This is a genomic window from Pseudoalteromonas sp. N1230-9 (assembly GCF_032716425.1).
In the GTDB taxonomy this organism is placed as follows: Bacteria; Pseudomonadota; Gammaproteobacteria; order Enterobacterales; family Alteromonadaceae; genus Pseudoalteromonas.
Genome location: NZ_CP090419.1, coordinates 229,471 through 251,214, shown reverse-complemented (window position 1 = coordinate 251,214; position 21,744 = coordinate 229,471). Strand labels below are relative to the sequence as shown.

The following is a 21,744-nucleotide window of genomic DNA, read 5'->3' as shown; positions in this document are numbered from 1 at the left end:
ATTGATTAACTTTGCGGAATATCAAGCTCTTGACCAATGAACAAGGTGTTTGATTTTAAATTATTAACCGTTTTGAGTTTATTAACGGATGTGCCATAACGATTCGCTAACATACTTAATGACTCACCTGGCCTTACTTTATGCTTGGTAGGGTATTGCGCCTTTAACTTCGCAAATAATGAGTCGTCGGGTGGATTTTGTAGATAATAACTTTTTAGAGACTTAAAGATTGCTTCTGCTAGACGCTCTTGGTAATTAGCTGATTTTAATAAACGCTCTTCTCTAGGGTTAGAAATGAACCCCGTTTCTACCAAAATAGAAGGGATATCTGGCGATTTAAGAACAGCAAAGCTTGCTGCTTGAGGACGTTTCTTATGCATTTTAGCCACTTTTTTTAGCTCATTCATCACTTCTTCTGCAACGCTAAAGCCTGTTTTCATTGAGTGGTCCATTGACATATCAAGCAGTGCTTGGGCTAAATACTTTTCGCTTGCTGTGTCTTTCAACACACCGGCTGCGCCACCGAGCAACTCTGAATGTTTTTCTTTATCCTCTAGCCACTTACCAATCTCTGAATTGGCACGACGCAGTGATAGCACCCACACTGATGCACCACTAGGCTGAGGACTGGTAAACGCATCAGCATGAATTGACACAAAGAAATCTGCTTTTTTCTCGCGAGCTCGACTAGTACGGGTATTTAAATTCACAAAATAATCGCCTCGGCGTACCATACGCGAGATCATGCCTCGTTCAGCGTCAATCATACGCTCGAGTCGCTTAGCAATTTGTAATGTAATATCTTTTTCATAGGTACCAGATGGACCTATTGAGCCTGGGTCTTCACCACCGTGTCCCGCGTCAATCGCAATCACAATATCACGCTCTTGGTTTATTGCTCTTTTCTTAACTGGTGTGCTGTTTGTCGCGGCGGGCGCCGATTGATAGCTTTTATCATGTAAGTCAACAACTAAACGATGCTTATAAGGACCTGTTGGTAATAAAGCAAACACAACAGGCTTCGCTGCACCGGCTAGTTCAAATACAAAACGAACGCTTTTTGCATCTTTAGGTTTTGAGTAACGTAATTTAGATACAATTTGATGTTCTTTAGGAATACTTGGCAACGTTTTAAGTTTGTCAGTGTCTTTCAAGTCAATGACTAAACGGCTTGGGTTTTTCAGCATAAAATAGCTAAAGTCAGGCTTATCATCTAAGTCAAACACCACCCGAGTGTTGTCTGGGGAAGGCCACACACGTACGCTATTAATTGTATTTTGTGCAAGCGCAACTTGGCTTACAACCAAAAACATTAAGATAGTTAATAGTTTAAATGTACAACGACCCATTTTTGCTAATACACCTTTATTTTTATCTGTTTATTATTGCGTGCTCTTCAATTTCTCTACAATCGAATGGCCACGCTCAGTTAAACTATTTATTAAAATAGCACGTGCCTCACCTTCATAGCGTAATGTAACATCAAGATCTGGCGTGGGTATAAACTCTCCCCCTTTTTCAGGCCACTCTACTACGCAAATAGCGTGTGGAGAAAAATAGTCACGGATCCCCATATACTCAAGCTCTTCAGGGTCGCCCAAGCGATATAAATCAAAGTGATAAATATCAGCTTTAGCTAATTGGTACGGCTCAACCAGTGTATAAGTGGGACTCTTAACCTTACCTTGATGACCAAAACCTTGCACAATACCACGCGTTAAGGTGGTTTTACCGGCACCTAAGTCTCCATGTAAATAAATCACAGCCCCTTGCTCCATTAATATTGCAAGTTGCTTGCCCATATTTACTGTGGCAGCTTCATCTGCCAATGGAAAGCCAACGCTGTTGGTCATTATTACCTCATGAAATACTTGAAACACATTACTTTATTAATCATACCAGAATATTTTTTTAAGGCGAGAATCCAGCATACCTTCAATCAGACACAAAAAAGCCGGCAAAGTGCCGGCTTTTTCAATTTAAAACGATTTACAGACCTAATTTTTTCTCTAAATAGTGGATATTGGTTCCACCATTTTGGAAGTTTTCATCTGACAAAATTTTCTTGTGCAGTGGTGTATTCGTCTTAATACCATCAATCACTAATTCGTTCAGTGCATTACGTGAACGGGCAATTGCTACATCACGGTTTTCACCATAACAGATAAGCTTACCAATCATTGAATCGTAATGAGGTGGTACTGTGTAATCTGCGTAAATGTGGCTGTCCCAACGAATACCTAATCCGCCAGCAGGGTGGAATCGCGTGATTTTACCTGGTGATGGAATAAACGTTTCAGGGTCTTCCGCATTTATACGACACTCAATTGCATGACCACGAATAACCACATCTTCTTGTGTGAATGATAATGGTTGACCAGCTGCAATTTTTAGCTGTTCTTTGATTAAGTCAACGCCAGTGACCATTTCTGTTACTGGGTGCTCAACCTGAATACGGGTATTCATTTCGATGAAATAGAACTCGCCGTTTTCGTATAAGAATTCGAACGTACCTGCACCGCGATAACCAATTTCGATACATGCACGAGTACAGCGGTCGCCGATGAATTTACGCATTTCAGCCGTGATACCTGGTGCTGGCGCTTCTTCAACTACTTTTTGGTGACGACGCTGCATTGAACAATCACGCTCACCTAAATGAACCGCATTACCTTGACCATCGGCAAGTACTTGTACTTCGATATGACGTGGGTTTTCAAGGAATTTCTCCATGTAAACCATACCATTACCGAAGAACTGTTTCGCTTCTTGCTGTGTAAGTGCGATTGAATCAATTAGCTCTTTCTCATTACGTACAACACGCATACCACGACCACCGCCGCCGCCTGCTGCTTTAATGATTACAGGGTAACCAATACGCTTAGCGATTTGGATATTACGTTCGCTGTCAGCCGTTAATGGGCCATCAGAGCCTGGTACACAAGGTACACCGGCTTTACGCATTGCTTCAATTGCAGAAACTTTATCACCCATTAAACGAATCGTGTCGCCTTTAGGACCGATAAATACAAAGCCGCTTTGCTCAACTTGATCAGCAAAGTCTGCATTTTCAGATAAGAAACCGTAACCTGGGTGAATCGCAACCGCATCTGTTACTTCTGCCGCTGCAATAATGCGCGGAATATCTAAGTAACTTTCAGTAGCTGCTGGTTTACCAATACAAATTGTTTCGTCTGCCAGTAACACGTGCTTAAGATCACGGTCTGCCGTTGAATGCACAGCAACAGTTTTGATCCCAAGCTCTTTGCAGGCGCGCAATACGCGAAGTGCAATTTCACCTCGGTTTGCAATGACTACTTTATCTAACATAGAGTTGGCCTTTTGTTGCACTATTATTCAATGATGAATAAAGGTTGATCGAATTCTACCGGCTCGCCATTTTCAACTAAAATAGCTTTTACTGTGCCTGCTTTATCAGATTCGATTTGGTTCATCATCTTCATTGCTTCAACGATACATAACGTATCGCCAACATTTACTTTAGAACCTACCTCTACATAAGGTGCTGCTTCAGGAGAAGCTGCTGAGTAGAATGAACCTACCATAGGTGATTTAACTTGGTGGCCAGTCGGTGCAGCTGGAGCAGCCGCTTCTGCTGCTGGTGCCTCTGCTACTGGAGCTGGTGCCGCTGCTGGCGCAGGTGCTGCAAACTGTTGTGGTGCATACTGCATTGCAGGTGCTGCAGACATATTGTTACGATTGATGCGTACTGACTCTTCACCTTCAGTGATTTCTAATTCAGCAATACCAGATTCTTCTACTAATTCGATAAGTTTTTTGATCTTGCGAATATCCATTGAACGACCCGCCTGTTAGTTTATTTAAAAATTATTGTGTGTTTTGCAATCGGTTAACAGCAGCTTCCAACGCTACTTTATAACCCATTGCACCTAATCCGATTACAACGCCTTGTGCTACATCCGAAAAATACGAATGATGACGAAATGCTTCTCGAGCATGTACATTACTTAAATGCACCTCGTAAAAGGGAACGTCTATACTCAATAATGCATCTCGCAATGCGACGCTGGTATGCGTATAGGCTGCAGGATTGATAATAATTGCATCAACCGCTTGCCAAGCTTGGTGAATACGCTCAATGAGCGCGGCTTCACTATTGCTTTGAAAATGTGCCAAATCAACATTGTGACCAACAGCAACCTTGCTAAGTTCAGCCATAATCTCGTCAAGAGACTGTGTGCCGTACTTTTCAGGCTCTCGCTTGCCAAGCATGTTTAAATTAGGCCCATTTATAACTAAAAGCTTTAATTTTGCAGCCATAATACGCGATATATCCTTTAAGTAACTAGTTTAACTATATTCACTCTAAACCCTTCCTTAACTTAAGGGCTCAAATGAAAAATAGCAACTATTTCTCACGTTAACCACCTATTATAGATATTTCGACGTAAATAGCAGCAAAATACTGGTCTAATCACTATCCAAATAAGTGAAGAGCAGGTATAGCAAGGCACACAACTTCATTAGGAAAACGCTTTGAGTCTAAACAAAACTAGTTATCCTCAAAAAAAGCAAACCTAATGTATTAGATTTGCAAATTGAAAGTGGTATAAAAAACGAAAACGCCACTCGAGTGAGTAGCGTTTTAAGATTTCGCTGCAAAGTTACGCTTATTTTGCTGTTTTTCGTACTTTTGCTAAATGCTCAGCAAAATCTTTGGCATTTAAAAAACCTGTAACGCGTTGCTCAACTAACTCATTACCTTGTGTGTCGAAGAATAAAATACTCGGTAAACCAAATACGGTGTACTCTTCCATCAGCTCGATGGTTTTAGCGTCACTTTCAGTTAAATCAACTTGGATCAGTTCAAAATGTGCAAACTCGCTTTGTACAGCTGTATCTGGAAAAGTGTAATGTTCAAACTCTTTACACGCGACACACCAGTCGGCATATAAGTCGACCATCACTAAACGCCCTTCGCTACTTGCCTGAACAATCTCTTCTTTCAATTCAGTTAAATTAGCAACTTGTTTAAAGCCATGTGTTTGCGCTGATGCTCCAACTACAGAAGTTTGGCTGGGCCAAAAATAATTTTTTGTTAAACTCGCACCAGTAACAACTAATAAAGTTGCAGCAAACCATAATGCAGTTTTTAACTTGCCTTGTGATTGCCCACTTTGCCAATGGTGTAAATAAAGCGCTGTTGCAAGTGCTAATAAACCCGCCATTAACCAAATAATGTCAATATCAACAATACGCTCTAGCAGAATAAGCGGCACAACGAGCATGATAAAACCAAACAGGGTTTTTACTTGCTCCATCCAACCACCCGCTTTGGGTAATAGCTTACCGCCTGATGTACCTAACAATAACAAGGGTATGCCCATGCCTAAACTCAGCACATACAAGGTTAAACCACCCACTAGATAGTCACCGCTTTGCGCTACATATAAAAGCGCTGCCGATAGCGGTGCTGTTGTACACGGTGAGGCTATCAAGCCAGATAAAACTCCCATCATAAAGACGCCCACATAGTTACCGCCTTTTTGCTGGTTGCTTACCTGAGTGAGCTTATTCATCATGCCACTTGGCAGCTTAATTTCGTACCAACCAAACATCGACATTGCTAAAAGCACAAATAAAATACTAAAACTAATAAGCACTGTCGGATGCTGTAAATACCCTTGCACTTGGCCACCCAGTGACGCAACCACTAACCCTAATGCAGCGTATGTGACGGCCATGCCTTGCACATAAACAAACGACAACGAAAACGCCTTTTTGGTTGATAGGTTTTGTTGACCCGCGATCAAGCTAGACAAAATAGGGAACATCGGAAATACACAAGGTGTAAACGCAAGGCCAATACCCACTAAAAAGAAAATAACTAGATTGGTAAGTAGTCCTTGTGATGCCAATTTATCAGTATAAGATTGCTCTTGAGCTGGCTTGGCGCTCTCATCAATAGTCGTTTGGTTTACAGTAGCTGACTCAGCATTTACACCTAATGCAGCCAAGGCGTTACCCGTTGACGCATTGTCAGAAACTTGCTCACCAGCAATCACAGATAAAGGGATAGTACGCACTTCTGGCGGATAACAGAGCCCCGCTTCAGCGCAGCCCTGAAAACGTACTTTTACAACCGCTCCCTCAGTAACATTACTGACTTTATTGATAATACTGAGAGAATTAAAAAATACCTCAGTCTTTCCAAAAAACTCATCTTCGATGATGACTCCCTCACCCAGATCAGGCGTTTCAATGTCAGCACCTTTTGCAATAATTTCAATTTTCTTTTTATACAAATAGTAATCTGGCGCAATATCCCAACCAATAAATAACGTTTTGCCCTGCTGATCAAAGTCAAAAACAAATGCTTGATCAACGGGTAAAAAGGTTTGCTCAGCGGGTTGCTGTAATAAGTTTCCAAGTAAGTTGCTATTACTTGCACTGGCTGGCATTAGCCATAGCGCACAGAGTAATAAAAAGAACGATCGCATTAACTGAGTACCTCATCCATCCAATTAAAATAGGCTAAATTGCCTGTAGCAACATCAACGACCTGAATTTCAGGTATCTCATAACTATGCAACTTCTTGATAGTTTGGATCACCTCATTCATTTTCTCTGACTTAGTTTTAATCAGTAACTTGCTTTCTGTTTCACTCGTTACCTCACCTTCCCACATGTAAATGGACTCAACAGTTGGCAAAATGTTCACACACGCAGCTAGTTTCTCTTTCACTAAATGTTGTGCTAACTGACGAGCCTCTGCTTCATTTGCGCAGGTCGTAAAAATAAGTCGAAAATGCGTTGTCATAAGGAACCTTTATTTGATTACTTGAGTCGCACCATAGTAGCCGATAGCGGATACAATGTGTAGCGGCGACAGTGATCCATGGTTCCACCTTGAAAAAAGACCTGTTCACCCTTATTTATATTTCATTGACTCGTAAGAGTGGCATTTTTAGAGAGTGTTATGTTTAGATTTTTGTTTTTATTATTTATTTTAGTACCCATCGTGGAGATTGCTTTACTCATCCAAGTGAGTGAAGTGATCGGCGGCTTTGCCACCATAGCACTTGTAATTGTGACCGCCATAGTTGGCGCGAAATTAGTGAAGCAACAAGGTATAGGCGCCATTCAAAGCGTGCAATTACAGATGGCACAAGGGCAAATGCCAGCAAAAGAGTTATTTACAGGGTTATGTGTGATTATTGCCGGTGTTTTACTCGTTACACCAGGCATTATGACTGATGTTTTTGGCTTTTTATTGCTAACACCTGCGATTCGTAACAAGCTTGCTGCAAGCCTTGCTAGTCAAGCAACGGTGCGTATGAGTTCACAAGCAAATCACAGCTCTGCTCACTTTCAATACCATAGCAAAACCCCACAACATGAAGAGCCCACTCACCAACCAACAACAATTGATGGTGAGTATGAAAGAAAAGATTAAAATTTTTTAATTTTTATACTTGGATTTTTTTAAGCCACCCCCATTATTGAAGGCAATGAAATGCATCGGGTGGCTCAACCTCCCATGCAAAACACACGATTTTTTCTGTACTGTTCAGAAACTGTTAGGAGAACTAAATAAATGAACATTCGCCCTTTACATGATCGCGTCATCGTTAAGCGTCTAGAAGAAGAAACTAAGTCTGCTGGCGGTATTGTATTAACTGGCTCTGCAGCTGAAAAATCAACGCGCGGAGAAGTAATCGCTGTTGGTAATGGCCGTATTTTAGACAACGGTGAAGTAAGAGCTCTAGAAGTAAAAGCTGGTGACACAGTGCTATTCGGCTCATACGTTGAAAAAACTGAAAAGATCGAAGGTCAAGAGTACCTGATCATGCGTGAAGACAACATTCTAGGCATTGTAGGCTAATCCTACTTTTCGTTTAGCAACCCGTTTATAGAATTTAAGAGGAATTTAATCATGGCAGCAAAAGAAGTACTTTTTGCAGGTGACGCACGTGGCAAAATGCTAACTGGCGTAAATATTTTAGCAAACGCAGTAAAAGTAACTTTAGGTCCTAAAGGCCGTAACGTTGTATTAGACAAATCATTCGGCGCGCCAGTCATCACTAAAGATGGTGTATCAGTAGCTAAAGAGATCGAGCTTGAAGACAAATTCGAAAACATGGGCGCACAAATGGTTAAAGAAGTAGCGTCTAAAGCGAATGACGCTGCAGGTGACGGTACAACAACTGCGACAGTATTAGCTCAAGCTATCGTAAACGAAGGCTTAAAAGCGGTTGCAGCGGGTATGAACCCAATGGACCTTAAGCGCGGTATCGACAAAGCAGTCATTGCAGCAGTTGAAGAGCTTAAAGCGCTTTCTGTTCCTTGTGCAGACACGAAAGCGATTGCACAAGTAGGTACTATTTCTGCTAACTCTGACAAAGAAATCGGTGACATCATTGCACAAGCAATGGAAAAAGTGGGCCGTGACTCAGGTGTTATCACAGTTGAAGAAGGTCAGTCGTTAGAAAACGAACTAGACGTAGTTGAAGGTATGCAGTTTGACCGTGGTTACCTGTCTCCTTACTTCATCAACAACGCTGAAAAAGGTGCGGTAGAGCTAGACAGCCCTTACATTCTACTTGTAGACAAAAAAGTATCTAACATTCGTGAGCTACTACCTACATTAGAAGCGGTTGCTAAAGCGAGCAAGCCACTACTTATCATTGCTGAAGACCTTGAAGGTGAAGCACTTGCAACACTTGTAGTAAATAACATGCGCGGTATCGTTAAAGTGTCTGCGGTTAAAGCACCTGGTTTTGGCGACCGTCGTAAAGCGATGCTGCAAGACATCGCAGTATTAACCGGCGGTACTGTCATTTCTGAAGAAATCGGTTTAGAGCTTGAAAAAGCAACAATCGAAGACCTAGGTACAGCGAAGCGCGTTGTGATCACTAAAGATGACACAACGATCATCGACGGTGCAGGTGAAGAAGACGGCATCAATGGCCGTGTTGCACAAATCAAAGCACAAATCGAAGAAGCAACGTCTGACTACGATAAAGAGAAACTGCAAGAGCGTATGGCTAAACTAGCTGGCGGTGTTGCAGTAATCAAAGTTGGCGCAGCGACTGAAATCGAAATGAAAGAGAAGAAAGATCGTGTTGAAGATGCACTACACGCAACTCGCGCAGCGGTTGAAGAAGGTGTAGTACCAGGTGGTGGTGTTGCACTAGTACGCGCAGCAAGCAAACTTGCTGAACTACTTGGTGACAATGAAGACCAAAGCCATGGTATTAAAGTTGCACTACGAGCGATGGAAGCACCACTTCGTCAAATCGTGACTAACGCAGGCGATGAAGCATCTGTTGTTGTTAACTCAGTAAAAGGTGGTGAAGGTAACTACGGTTACAATGCAGCATCAGGCGAGTACAACGACATGATTGAGATGGGTATCTTAGACCCAACTAAAGTAACGCGTTCTGCACTACAGTACGCAGCTTCAATCGCGGGTCTTATGATCACAACTGAAGCAATGGTTGCTGAGATCCCTAAAGATGAACCAGCTGCTCCAGACATGGGCGGTATGGGCGGCATGGGTGGTATGGGCGGCATGATGTGATAAACATCTCTTCCTAAGCTCTTTGCTTTAAAACCCAGCTTCGGCTGGGTTTTTGCTTTTGATTTATCGTTTAAAAGTAAATAGTTACTTACTAGCGGAATAAGTTATTTAAAAAACACAGTTTAGTTATCACTCACCTACTAAAGTCTTAAATTTCTATTTTACATACTTGTACCTAAGTATATACTGGTCAAAGTACGTCACACATGCACTAAAAAGCCTTCAGGATAATAATGGATTCAGCTGTATTACACGCCACCGATATAAATACTAAGGATAGCAGTCAAAGTAACATTCATACTTTTATAAAAAAGAGTACCGACCCGCTTCATTCTCGCGTAGAAAAACAACTCGGTGCGGTATTGTTCGATAAAAATATGACGCAGCAATCGTATTTAAACATTTTAATCGCGATGCGTAATAGCTATTCAATAATGGAGCACTCTGTATCAGCTTATGGTGCCACCCAGCAACTGCTTGTTGGCCGCAGTAAGCTTGAATGGTTAAAGCAAGATATTGCTTATTTACAGGCATCCCAAAAAGCCCCACCTGCTAATTCAAACAAGCACGTTGATCTAAATAATATCCATAACGTATCACAAGCATTTGGAATGATGTATGTAATGGAGGGTGCCACTATGGGTGGAGGTCACATATTTAAAGCGCTTAAAAAGCACAGTTGGATAAATGAGCTTGAAGGGATCCGCTTTTTTTATAGTTATGGCGATCTCAGGGGTGAAAAGTGGGCTCAATATATACAAGCACTAAAACAGTATCATAACCATAATCCAAATTCGGCTGATGATATTTTATTGGGAGCGAACACCGCATTTAGCGTAATCTCTCAATCACTTGGAGATATAAATTGAGCAATAAGTTTGAAGTCTCATTAGATAATTGCCATAAAGAACCCATTCATATTCCAGGCTCTATTCAACCGCATGGCTACTTGCTTGTTGTTGACCCTCAAACACTCAAAGTATGCTATTTCAGCGAAAACATTTTAGCACTTTTAAACACACAAAAAGAGCGCTTACTGGGCTCACATATCAGTGATGTGTTTGCAGCAAATACAGCCGACATTATCGAGAAAAATAAAGCTGAAAAAGACTTTCATGCAATTAATCCTCTTAATATTGAGATAAAAGGAATATCGCCCGATACCTCGATTAAAGGCGCTATTTCTCGTAACGATGAATACCTACTTATTGAGCTTGAGTTTAATAAAAAGAAAGAGCACTCAAGTTTCGACCCTATGAATTATTTGATGAAACAATCACTTCATTTGATTGCGGATTCAAAAGAGCTAAGCTCATCATACGACACGGCGGTAAAAGAGGTTCGCAACTTAACCGGCTTTGATCGCGTGATGCTCTATCAGTTTGACCATGAATATAATGGTCAGGTCGTGGCAGAAGCCAAAAAAGATGAGTTAAACTCATTTTTGCACCAACACTTTCCCGAGTCAGATATTCCAAAGCAAGCGCGCGCTTTATATTTGCGTAACCCTATTAGGTTACTTGCCGATGTAGATGCTGAGGTATCCCCTATCTACCCACAAGATAAACCGGTAGATTTAAGCACGTGTATAATAAGAAGTGTATCCCCTATCCATTGCCAATACTTGCGCAACATGGGGGTTAAGGCATCAATGTCCATCAGTATTATTATTGCTGGTAAATTATGGGGACTGATTGCTTGCCACCATTATTCAAGTCATGTTGTTCCATTTGAAGCACGACAAGTTGCACAATATATGGGCTTGATGCTTTCTTATATTATCTCACTGAAAACACAGTCAGTTGAAGCAATTCAAGAGGCCAATGCCACTTCAATCAGTGCAGAAATAGCAGAGCATATGTCTGAAGAGGTCTTTTTTATTGATGGTTTACGCAAACAGACCCCTGCTCTGCTTAGCATGCTAAACGCAGATGGCGTTGCATGGCGACTAGAAAAAGATATTGAAAGTTTTGGTGATGTGCCCGCAAACGATGATATTAATGATTTATTTGAATGGATAAAAGAACACCATCTAGAAGATGAGTTACTTTATCATAATCATCATTTATCTAATGAGCATGCTGACTTTAATAAGTTTGCTAATGTAGCAAGTGGCGTACTAGCTATGCCTATCTCTACGAATGAAAACCTATTCATTATGTGGTTCCGTAAAGAGGTCATTGAAACAAAGAATTGGGGAGGGAAACCCGAAAAAATAATTGAGTTTCTTGATGACGGTAGTCACCGCCTGATGCCTCGCAGCTCGTTCCGTTTATGGCAAGAAAATGTTCGCAATAAGTGCACTCCTTGGAAAGCCAACGAAATCTCTTGCGCGTTGAAGTTTCGCAATCATTTGATTAATCATGTAATCGAAAAGTCAGAGCGACTTAAAAAGCTAAACAACGTGTTAGAAACTAAAGTGAATGAGCGAACCGTCGCTTTAAAAGCGGAAATACTGACCCGACAACAAGCCGAGCTCGACCTTGAAATCGCACTTCGAAAAGCGGAGGAGTCTAACAAAGAGTTAGAACGTTTTGCTTTTGTTGCATCTCATGATTTACAGGAGCCGTTACGTAAAATTCAAATGTTCGGCGATCGTCTACAAAACTCTAAAGAGCAGATTGGAGAAAGAAACGCGTCGTATATCTCACGCATGATGGACTCTGCTGAAAGAATGCAAAAACTCATCAAAGGGGTATTGAGCTTTTCTAGGATCAATCGAAAAGGTGAAGATTTTCGTCGCTTTTTAGCACAAGATATTTTTGATGATATTCTTGATGATCTTGAGCTAATTATAGCTGACAAGTCAGCGGTGTTTCACATCGAAGAGGTGGGTGAGATTTATGGCGACAAACGACAAATCCAGCGTTTGTTTCAAAACTTAATTCTCAATGCACTTAAATTTAGCCATCCAAATCAACCACCCATTATAGAAATTAAGTCAGTTGAGCGAACAGACGAGCATATTGTTATCGCTGTCATTGATAACGGAATCGGCTTCAATAGCGAGTTTAAAGACAGAATATTTAACCTTTTTGAACGGGTTCACTCTAAACATGCCTACGAAGGAACAGGCCTAGGCTTAGCAATTTGTAAGAAAATAGTTGAACGCCACTATGGCTCAATTACAGCACAAGCGAGTATCAATGAAGGTGCGCAATTTTACGTTACTTTGCCGCTAAGAGAAGTAGAGTTAACTCAACTTTAGTATTTTACCGCTACGTTTGTGGCGGTAAAACTCTACTAATATGCTCTTTTAGTTGTCTAATTTCATTTTCAATGGACTGAAAACGCTGATTTTGAATATATGATTCCTGATCAGTTATTGAGCTTATCTTTGCCTTCACATGCCAGATCTCTAAAATATCATCTCCCTGAATAGAGTATGTTTTGTATTCAGGGTTATCACTCTTAAATAAATAACTGACAGGGTTTGTGTCATGACGGAACAGGCGCTTAGCAACAATGCCATCCTTAGTGACAACAACACATATAGAACCGTTTTCTAACTGTGTAATGTCTTTCACTTGCTCAGTGATAACCGTTTCTCTCGGGCGAATAGTGGGTAACATGCTGTCGCCTTCTACTTCAAAGAGTCGATAGTTACCATTTTCAAATCCTGGAATTTTATAGACATCTAAAGTTTTGATGTAACCTTCATCATTGCATTGGTCTATATAACCAGCATGCGCCTCTTCCTTTACAAGTGGAATGAATGAAGTCTCTAAAACTTTTTGATAGCTCTGAAAATGCGAATCATCATACCCCTCTATTCCCAAAATAAGCCAATTACAGTCAACATTAAACACTTGACTGATTTTAGTAATCGTACTGAGAGATAAGGTCGACTTGCCAGATTCTAATTGCGATAAAGCACCTTGAGTTATGCCTATTTTATCCGCAAACTCTTGTTGAGAAAGGTTCAATTTTTCGCGTAGAGCTGTCACTCTATTTGTACTAGTGTTATTTAATATCATCGCGTTATTAATAAACTTATGTTTGTATTATAGGTATAAGCAAGTTAATATAACACTTGCTTAGCTAAAGTATATACTACTCGAGTAACTAATTATTTAATTTGTTGTTTTTTATGAAGAAGTAGCTACATAACACAGATAAGCCACATTCTATAAATTCAGGGGTTTCCAATGTTTAACGACAAATTATTTACTAAAAAATTACGCTCTGTGAGCTATATTTTAGTTGCTGATGATGATCTTGATGATCAAGAGCTCATCCGTGACGCCCTTGTTGAAAACAATGTCGACGAAAATAAAATTCAATTTGTCGATGACGGCATGCAATTACTTGAGTCACTTGATAAAAATAAAATTTTACCAAGTCTTATTTTATTAGATTTAAACATGCCAAGAAAGGGCGGAAAAGAAGCATTAGTTGAGCTAAAAAAATCAGAGCGTTATCGTCATATTCCGATTATTATTTTTACAACCTCTGACTCAGAAATTGATATTAAGCAATGTTACAGCTTAGGTACGAATGCTTTCATGACCAAACCATCTAGTTATTTTGATTTAGTTGAATCAATGAAAATGTTAACTCAATATTGGCTTGTTCAAGCTAGGATTGTGTTAGACTGAGCCGAAAACTTTTTTGGCTCACCTGCTAAACTTGTCATTGCTCGCCAATTCCTTAATCAACTGCCTTACAACGCTAAATAAGTCACTGGGTAACATTCCACGCTCTCCTTCAGCCTTTGCTGAAATATCACCCGCTTTTGCGTGTAAGGTAACACCTAAAGTGGCCGCTTGCGTTGTATTAATCCCTTGTGCAAGCAGCCCTGCAATAATGCCAGTCAGCACATCACCACTACCACCAACAGCAAGTGCTGGGTTACCATCTGTACACACCCATACTTGGTTTTTGTTAGCCATTAAGGTTCCTGCTCCTTTTAGAACACAGGTTGTTGTGTAGCTATGTGCAAGCTCACTTACCGCAGCAAAGCGATTTGCTTCAACATCACTTGCTTTACAGTTAAGTAAGCGGGCAGCTTCACCAGGGTGTGGAGTGATCACCGAATTGACAATTGGAAATGAAGAGGCGTGTTGAGCCAACAATGTCAGTGCATCTGCATCGATTACCAAAGGTTTGTTATGCGTAAAACAATACTGCATAACCGTTTCAAAGACCTCTTCTGACCAAGTATCCAAACCAAGTCCTGGGCCTATTGCTATACAACTTGCCCACTCAAGTGCAGCGGTTAAGTTTGCGGCACTCACCATCAGCTCTGGCCTGCCAATACTCACACTAAGCACAGATTCTGAATGCGTGAACACTTTAACCATACCCGCACCAGTACGCAGAGCTGCTTCTGCTGTTAAACGAATTGCTCCTGCAGTACCCGTATTACCACCGACACATAGTAATTTGCCATGACTTGTTTTATGACTATTGTTCTCTCTGGCAGGCAGTGCATCGGAATTTTGATAGCTAATAAGCGCTGCCGTTGGCTCTGTAAGCTTTAAAAAGGCCTCACCAATACCTAAGTCGGTAAATTCACATACGCCTGCTTGTGCTCTTCCTTGCCCCGTAACAAGGCCTTGCTTAATCCCAACAAAGGTAACAGTAACAGAGGCGTTAATCGCGACACCTAATACTGAGCCAGTATCAGCATGAATACCTGAGGGCAGGTCTATCGCAATTATTGGGGCACGGCTACTATTCGCTAATTGAATAAGTTGACTAAACGGCGTGCGAACTTCATTTTGAATACCCGTACCAAGTAAACCATCAACGATGACATCGGCTTGATCGAATGAGCTTAAACTCTTCGTAATTGTACCACCAGCATCAAACCACGCTTGTTGAGCAGTGAGTGCATCGCCTTTTAATGGCTTGTCAGGCAAAGCGGCGATCACTGTCACCTGCTTACCCGCTTGTTTTGCTAATCGGGCAACCACATAGCCATCACCGGCGTTATTACCCACACCGACTAATACCACGTACCTGCTAGCATTAGGAAAATAAGCACACGTATGGTCAAAAACGGCCTTTCCTGCACGTTCCATCAATTCATAAAGAGTTACTGCGCTTGTTGTAGCAGCAAGCCCTTCATTTTTGCGGACTTGCTCGGCAAGAAATACAGAATGAGAGAGATTAACTGTCATAGTTGTCCTTAACAGAAGCTTTTTATCAGCATATAAGTCCTTAAAAGCGCAGTCAATTCAGTGCTCTATTAGAAGCATAAAAAAACGGCGTATAAGCTAACTTATACGCCGTTTTTTAATTCTTCCTGTAACTTACTCTGTATCAGGTAAATTACGACCGTAGAAGATTTCTTGCATCTCACGGGTTAATTTAGAATAGATAACTTCTTCTTCTTCTTCAGAAAGATCGGCTGTAGAAACCCCGAATAAATAAGTATTTAAGTCAGTTTCTTTTAACATCATCTTAGTGTGGAACAAGTTCTCTTGATACACGTTTACGTCCATCATTTGGTACGCTTCTTTTGTATCTTCAGTCATGTAGTTCTGAATTGAGTTAATCGCGTGGTCGATATAATGCTTAACGCCATCTACGTCACGGGTAAAACCACGTACACGGTAGTCAATTGTTACAACATCAGACTCTAGGCTGTGGATTAAGAAGTTTAACGCTTTTAATGGCGAAATAATGCCACAGGTTGATACTTCGATATCGGCACGGAACGTACAAATACCGTCATCAGGGTGAGCTTCTGGGTATGTATGAACACAGATGTGGCTCTTATCTAAGTGTGCTACAACCGTTTCAGGAAGAGGACCTGGCGCTTCATCAACGTCATACGTTGTTTGTTGCTCAATCGGCTCTTCAGAAATCAAAATAGTTACACTGGCACCTTGCGGATCATAATCTTGGCGAGAAACATTCAAAATGTTTGCACCAATAATATCCACAACTTCACCTAAAATATCGGTAAGGCGATCAGCACTGTACTGTTCGTCGATATATTCAATGTATTCTTTACGTTGTTGTTCCGTCTTTGCGTAACAAATATCGTAAATACTAAAGCTTAAGCTCTTAGTTAAGTTATTAAAGCCATGAAGCTTAATTTTATCGAAGGGTTTATTCATGCTAAACCAACCTTAAAACGAGTGAAACCTGCACCAGCAGAAATAAAAGTTCGCGGATTTTATACGAATTTTCTGCTCGGAAAAAGCGTTATTTTACCTGTTCTTGCACAACTTCATGGCTGTGAGTGATTTCTACTGTTTTATCAAGCATTAAGGCTACCGAACAATACTTTTCAGCAGACAGTTGAACAGCACGGGCGAGGTGTTTTTCAGAGACATTATCGCCAGTAACCACAAAGTGTAGATTAATCTTAGTAAACACGCGAGGGGCTGACTCAGCACGCTCAGCAGTTAACTTTACTTGTACATCACTAAACGACTGTTTGGCTTTTTTAAGAATGCTTACTACATCAACAGATGAGCAACAGCCCGCTGACATCAGCACCATTTCCATTGGGCTTGGTGCAGCACTGTCACTACCCGCATCAAATACTACATTATGGCCTGAATTTGAAAGGCCGATAAAAGTGTCACCTTCTACCCATTTTACATTCGCTTGCATATGTTTTGTCTCTTACAATTATTTTTGCTTGATTGTAAGCAAGTCACACTGATATGCAATCGAAAAACGATATTAGGCTTTGAAAGGTTATGCGCTCTCTATAACGGCATTGTCGAACAAGTTTTTCACAAGGCCAGCAAACTCATCGATAAACGCATGCTGCTCAACAGTGACTGGCTGATTAGTTACACTACTGAGTACTTCTTGTAAGTCATACACAATACCGTCAACTTCACGGACTATTTGGCTTCGCTGTTCTGTGTTTAGCTCTGTATGTTGTTCACAAAGAAGCATCACATTCTCAGCAATAACATCTTCAATTAACTCTAAAACGGTAGGAGCTCCTGGTTTTATTTGACCAGGCTTCTCAAATAGCGCTAAATTTTGAGTGAGATACATGACGAGATCATCGTATCCTTGCCTATCTAAAACCATACCACTGTACACCTAATAAAATTTATAACTCTATTGATTTAAGCAGAAAGCGCTTTTAATTGCTACCTTTGCTATAAAGCTAATACAAAAAAAGCAGCCTAGGCTGCTTTTTTAACTATAAGTACCGATTAATCAATTTTTAGACCTGGGCTTAAGGTAGCCGGCATCGCTACTTTTTCTAACTCAACCGAAGCAACTGGATAAGCACAGTAATCGGCCGCATAGTAAGCACTCGCTCTATGATTACCCGACGCGCCAATACCACCAAATGGTGCAGCACTTGATGCGCCCGTGATTGGTCGGTTCCAGTTCACAATACCAGCACGAATACGACGTAAGAAGTGGTCGTAATCTGCTGCGCTGTCACTTAATAAGCCTGCTGACAAGCCAAAGCTTGTGTCATTCGCTTTATCAATAGCAGCATCAAAATCAGTGAAACGGAATACTTTAAGTAGTGGTCCGAAGTGCTCTTCGTCTGGGAAGTTAGCTACATTTGTACACTCTAGGATACCCGGTGTTACAAAGCCGGTATTTTCTTTGTGCGTTAGCTCAACTAGCACCTCAGCGCCAAGCTCAACAAGTTGCTGTTGCGCAGCAGCCATACCGGCAGCAGCCGCTGCTGAAATCATCGAGCCCATGAAAGGTTGATCTTCAGCGTCGTAGTCACCCACTTTAATCGCTTTAGTCGCCTTAATAAGGCCTGCAAGGATTGCATCACCCTGCTCACCTGCTGGTAAAAACAGCTTACGCGCACACGTACAACGCTGACCTGTAGAGATAAACGCTGATTGAATAATATCGTGAATAGCTGCTTTTGTATCTGCAACATCTGTAACGATTAGTGGGTTATTACCACCCATTTCTAAGGCTAAGATTTTACCAGGCTGACCTGCAAACTGTTCATGTAAAATGTGGCCTGTGCGTGAAGAGCCCGTAAAGAATAAACCGTCGATCCCTTTATGAGACGCAAGTGCTTTACCAGTTTCAACTTCACCTTGCACAAGGTTGATAACACCTGCAGGGAGACCCGCCTTTTGCCATAACTTTAACGTTAACTCAGCGACTGCTGGTGTTAGCTCAGACGGTTTAAATACCACGGTATTACCAGCTAATAATGCAGGTACAATGTGGCCATTTGGTAAGTGACCTGGGAAATTATAAGGGCCAAACACAGCTACAACACCATGAGGCTTGTGACGAATCATCGCACGGCCCTGTGGCATTGGGTTTTCAACATCACCTGTACGCTCTAAAAATGCTTTTTCAGAGATAGCTATTTTACCCACCATAGCACCCGCTTCAGTGCGTGTTTCCCAAAGTGGTTTTCCGGTTTCTTGTGCGATAGCAACCGCTAATTCTTCGCTGTGCTCTTTTAATGTTTCTGCGAATGTTTTTACAATCGCTAAACGCGCTGCAAATGATTCGTCAGCCCAGCTGTAGAATGCTTCACGCGCAGCACTAACTGCGCTATCTACTTGTTCGGCAGTTGCTGTGTTTGCTTGCCAAATAACGTCGTTGTTTGCAGGGTTTACAGATTGAAATGCATGACCAAGGCCTGCTTGCCATTGACCATTAATAAATTGCGCTGCATGCGTCATGACTGTCTCTCCTAAATTTAAAGTGCGGCAACTGATACACTGTCACCTGCATTAAGGTGGAGTGCTTTTGCAAGTTCTGCTGATAATGTGATTGTATCTGCATCACATGGCAAATTAACTTGCGCTACAGTCGCTCTAAAATCGACAAGTTTATCGTTTGCTATCAGTGCGGTAGTTTCACCTTGGCATTCACCAATTTCTACGCTAAGTGTTTTAGCGTTACGAATGGTAGCGATATTATCTACTTTTGCTTCCACTGTCGGGCCTGCATCAAAAATATCCACATAGCCATTAAAGGTAAACCCTTCACTTTTAAGCAGTTCAATGGCTGGACGTGTGTTGTCGTGCACTTGCCCAATAACTGCTTGTGCGTCTTTGCTCAGTAAGTTGACGTAAATTGGGTATTTAGGCATTAACTCAGCAATAAAGACTTTCTGGCCAATACCTGTTAAGTAATCGGCAGTCGGAAAATCCATTGAAAAAAAGTGCTCTTCTAGCCATTGCCAAAATGGGCTTTCACCATTTTCGTCTGAAACACCGCGCATTTCTGCAATAACTGTTTCTGCAAAACGTTGCTTATGTTGATTAATAAACATAAAACGCGCTTTTGAAAGAAGCTTACCGTTATTATTTTTACGGTAACCATCTTTTAAAAACAAAGTACAAAGCTCTGTTGCACCCGTGTAGTCATTACATAGCGTAAGAATATCAACCGCTTTGTAAACATTCAGTGTGCGCGATGAATGAATTGCCTTGCTCAAATGATAGTGATAAAACGCATCATCCAAGCCAACCGCCGCTTCGATACCTGAGGTACCAACCACTTCACCGGTTTCGCTATCTTCAAGAACAAACAAGTAACCTTCATCACCTGGTTGCGATGCAGCTTTAGCAAACGAGCTTACAGAGTGATCAATTTTCTTTTGTAACAACTCTTCATTATTCGGCAAAGACGTAAAGCCATGGCCTGATTCATCAGCAATTTTTACTAATGCTGAAAAGTCGTTTTGCTGGATTGGGCGAAGGATCATCATGAGTCCGCTTGCTCCCTTATAAATAACGGTAAATAAGAAATGTGGGCAAGCAAATACTTGCCCTGAAATGACAGTTGGATAATTAGCCGTTTACGACTTTAGCCACTGCTTTTTCGAAACGAGCCATACCTTCGCGGATATCAGCTTCTGGAATAACAAGTGACGGTGTGAAACGAACAACATCTGCACCAGCAACTAAAGACATAACGCCTTCTTCTGTACCAGCAACTAAGAATTCTTTTGCACGACCTTTAAATTGCTCAGTCACCACTGCACCAATTAAAAGACCTTCGCCACGGATTTCAGTGAATACATTGTACTTGTCGTTAATATTCGTTAGTAGCTCACGGAATAATGCAGATTTTTCTTTAACGCCATTAAGTACTTCTGGTGTGTTTACTGTATCAAACGCTGCTTCTGCTACTGCACACGCAAGTGGGTTACCGCCATAAGTAGAACCATGCGTACCTACTTTTAAGTGCTTAGCGATATCAGTTGTCGTGATCATCGCACCGATTGGGAAACCACCACCTAACGCTTTTGCAGTCGTTAAGATATCTGGTGTTACATTAAGACCTTGGTACGCGTATAGCTCACCAGTACGACCAACACCCGTTTGTACTTCATCAAAAATTAATAATGCATTATGTTTCGTACACAGCGCACGCACACCTTCAACAAACTCAGCAGTTGGAGAAATAATACCGCCTTCACCTTGCAGAGGCTCCATCATTACCGCACAGGTATTGTCTGAGATAAGCGCTTCAAATGCTGCTAAATCGTTGTAATCACAGTGAACAATGTCACCCGGCTTAGGACCAAAACCATCAGAGTATGCGGCTTGACCGCCTACCGTTACTGTGAAGAATGTACGGCCGTGGAAACCTTTATTAAATGAGATAATTTGTGACTTTTGCTCACCATAGTTATCAAGTGCAAAACGACGTGCTAATTTAAGCGCCGCTTCATTTGCTTCTGCACCCGAGTTAGCAAAATACACTTTTTCTGCAAACGTAGCGTCAGTAAGTTTTTTAGCAAGACGTAGTGCAGGCTCATTGGTCATTACATTTGATAGATGCCAAATTTTCTCGCCTTGTTCTTTTAATGCATTTACTAGAGCTGGGTGACAATGGCCAAGACAGTTAACAGCAATACCACCTGCAAAGTCGATAAACTCACGACCTTCTTGGTCCCACACGCGAGAGCCTTCGCCTCGAACTGGAATAACACTTGATGGTGCGTAGTTTGGAACCATTACTTGATCAAATAATTCGCGATTGACTGTCATTTTATATCCTCATAATTGTAAGCACACACAGAGTAAGATGGCACTAGCAAGTAAAAAACAAGCCCTTTTAATGAGCCGATTGAGCTTAGCGCAAAATCACCAAAATTACTCTTTGGTTCAATTTTCATTCATCCATTATTTCAGAAAATTTGCCATCTGTCTCTTAGAAAACTTTCATGCAGCCCTTGAAAATAAAGGGCTTGAGATATTTTTTCATAGATAGTGAATAAGTATTTGAAAGTGATTTTATCA

The 21,744-nt window shown here is 41.2% G+C and carries 21 protein-coding genes; 6 read left to right on the top strand and 15 right to left on the bottom strand.

The annotated features are described in order from the left end of the window. Positions 1–5: 5 nt before the first annotated feature. From LY624_RS01235 to cutA, 7 genes are all read right to left on the bottom strand, one after another. The gene (locus LY624_RS01235; protein ID WP_237119898.1) at positions 6–1,313 is read right to left on the bottom strand and encodes an N-acetylmuramoyl-L-alanine amidase; all 1,308 of its coding nucleotides are present in this window, start codon (positions 1,311–1,313) and stop codon (positions 6–8) included. A 69-nt stretch (positions 1,314–1,382) separates the two neighbouring features. Then, a complete protein-coding gene (gene tsaE / locus LY624_RS01230; protein WP_130151526.1) occupies positions 1,383–1,853 on the bottom strand; it encodes a tRNA (adenosine(37)-N6)-threonylcarbamoyltransferase complex ATPase subunit type 1 TsaE in 471 nt (156 codons plus the stop codon). Between the two features lie 136 nt (positions 1,854–1,989). Then, complete coding sequence (accC, locus tag LY624_RS01225) at positions 1,990–3,330, bottom strand: acetyl-CoA carboxylase biotin carboxylase subunit (protein ID WP_130151525.1); 1,341 nt, start codon at positions 3,328–3,330, stop codon at positions 1,990–1,992. A gap of 23 nt (positions 3,331–3,353) precedes the next feature. Further along, positions 3,354–3,818: an acetyl-CoA carboxylase biotin carboxyl carrier protein gene (gene accB / locus LY624_RS01220; RefSeq protein WP_054552429.1), complete on the bottom strand. Its 465-nt coding sequence runs from the start codon at positions 3,816–3,818 to the stop codon at positions 3,354–3,356. A 31-nt stretch (positions 3,819–3,849) separates the two neighbouring features. Beyond that, positions 3,850–4,302, bottom strand: coding sequence for a type II 3-dehydroquinate dehydratase (gene aroQ, locus LY624_RS01215; RefSeq protein ID WP_062568259.1), 453 nt, complete (start codon positions 4,300–4,302; stop codon positions 3,850–3,852). Positions 4,303–4,652: 350 nt separating this feature from the next. Beyond that, positions 4,653–6,482 carry a protein-disulfide reductase DsbD gene (locus LY624_RS01210; RefSeq protein WP_341803685.1) on the bottom strand — a complete coding sequence of 610 codons (1,830 nt, stop codon included), beginning with the start codon at positions 6,480–6,482 and terminating at the stop codon, positions 4,653–4,655. After that, a complete protein-coding gene (gene cutA, locus LY624_RS01205) occupies positions 6,482–6,802 on the bottom strand; it encodes a divalent-cation tolerance protein CutA (protein WP_062568257.1) in 321 nt (106 codons plus the stop codon). Before cutA ends, LY624_RS01210 begins: the two co-directional genes overlap by 1 nt. Positions 6,803–6,961: 159 nt before the next feature. Between cutA and LY624_RS01200 the strand changes: the two genes are divergently transcribed. The 5 genes from LY624_RS01200 to LY624_RS01180 all read left to right on the top strand — a co-directional run bounded on the left by LY624_RS01200 (position 6,962) and on the right by LY624_RS01180 (position 12,773). Continuing rightward, positions 6,962–7,438 carry an FxsA family protein gene (locus LY624_RS01200; protein ID WP_130151522.1) on the top strand — a complete coding sequence of 159 codons (477 nt, stop codon included), beginning with the start codon at positions 6,962–6,964 and terminating at the stop codon, positions 7,436–7,438. 141 nt (positions 7,439–7,579) lie between these two features. Beyond that, positions 7,580–7,867 carry a co-chaperone GroES gene (locus tag LY624_RS01195; protein ID WP_062568255.1) on the top strand — a complete coding sequence of 96 codons (288 nt, stop codon included), beginning with the start codon at positions 7,580–7,582 and terminating at the stop codon, positions 7,865–7,867. Between the two features lie 51 nt (positions 7,868–7,918). Beyond that, positions 7,919–9,565: a chaperonin GroEL gene (gene groL / locus LY624_RS01190; RefSeq protein ID WP_341803684.1), complete on the top strand. Its 1,647-nt coding sequence runs from the start codon at positions 7,919–7,921 to the stop codon at positions 9,563–9,565. A 233-nt stretch (positions 9,566–9,798) separates the two neighbouring features. After that, on the top strand, positions 9,799–10,434 hold the full coding sequence (locus tag LY624_RS01185; RefSeq protein WP_130151520.1) for a biliverdin-producing heme oxygenase: 636 nt from the start codon (positions 9,799–9,801) through the stop codon (positions 10,432–10,434). Next, positions 10,431–12,773 (top strand): ATP-binding protein, encoded by a 2,343-nt coding sequence (locus tag LY624_RS01180; protein WP_341803683.1) that lies wholly within the window; start codon positions 10,431–10,433, stop codon positions 12,771–12,773. Before LY624_RS01185 ends, LY624_RS01180 begins: the two co-directional genes overlap by 4 nt. A 10-nt stretch (positions 12,774–12,783) precedes the next feature. Here the strand turns inward: LY624_RS01180 and LY624_RS01175 are convergent, their stop codons facing one another. Further along, complete coding sequence (locus LY624_RS01175) at positions 12,784–13,512, bottom strand: XRE family transcriptional regulator (protein ID WP_341803682.1); 729 nt, start codon at positions 13,510–13,512, stop codon at positions 12,784–12,786. 201 nt (positions 13,513–13,713) lie between these two features. On the opposite strand from LY624_RS01175, the gene LY624_RS01170 reads away from it, so the two are divergent. Beyond that, positions 13,714–14,163, top strand: a complete 450-nt coding sequence (locus LY624_RS01170; RefSeq protein ID WP_062568251.1) for a response regulator — start codon at positions 13,714–13,716, stop codon at positions 14,161–14,163. A gap of 18 nt (positions 14,164–14,181) precedes the next feature. Here LY624_RS01170 and LY624_RS01165 read toward each other — a convergent pair whose 3' ends face one another. The 7 genes from LY624_RS01165 to LY624_RS01135 all read right to left on the bottom strand — a co-directional run bounded on the left by LY624_RS01165 (position 14,182) and on the right by LY624_RS01135 (position 21,492). Next, positions 14,182–15,690, bottom strand: a complete 1,509-nt coding sequence (locus tag LY624_RS01165) for an NAD(P)H-hydrate dehydratase (protein ID WP_341803681.1) — start codon at positions 15,688–15,690, stop codon at positions 14,182–14,184. A gap of 132 nt (positions 15,691–15,822) precedes the next feature. Continuing rightward, positions 15,823–16,635, bottom strand: coding sequence for an adenosylmethionine decarboxylase (speD, locus tag LY624_RS01160; protein WP_054552422.1), 813 nt, complete (start codon positions 16,633–16,635; stop codon positions 15,823–15,825). A gap of 88 nt (positions 16,636–16,723) precedes the next feature. Beyond that, positions 16,724–17,137 (bottom strand): OsmC family protein, encoded by a 414-nt coding sequence (locus LY624_RS01155; RefSeq protein ID WP_054552421.1) that lies wholly within the window; start codon positions 17,135–17,137, stop codon positions 16,724–16,726. A gap of 87 nt (positions 17,138–17,224) precedes the next feature. After that, positions 17,225–17,572, bottom strand: coding sequence for a DUF3802 family protein (locus LY624_RS01150; RefSeq protein ID WP_062568248.1), 348 nt, complete (start codon positions 17,570–17,572; stop codon positions 17,225–17,227). Between the two features lie 128 nt (positions 17,573–17,700). Beyond that, a complete protein-coding gene (gene astD, locus LY624_RS01145) occupies positions 17,701–19,170 on the bottom strand; it encodes a succinylglutamate-semialdehyde dehydrogenase (RefSeq protein WP_341803680.1) in 1,470 nt (489 codons plus the stop codon). Positions 19,171–19,187: 17 nt separating this feature from the next. Further along, positions 19,188–20,204, bottom strand: coding sequence for an arginine N-succinyltransferase (astA, locus tag LY624_RS01140; RefSeq protein WP_130151514.1), 1,017 nt, complete (start codon positions 20,202–20,204; stop codon positions 19,188–19,190). 82 nt (positions 20,205–20,286) lie between these two features. Continuing rightward, a complete protein-coding gene (locus LY624_RS01135) occupies positions 20,287–21,492 on the bottom strand; it encodes an aspartate aminotransferase family protein (protein ID WP_237119852.1) in 1,206 nt (401 codons plus the stop codon). Between the last annotated feature and the right edge of the window lie 252 nt (positions 21,493–21,744).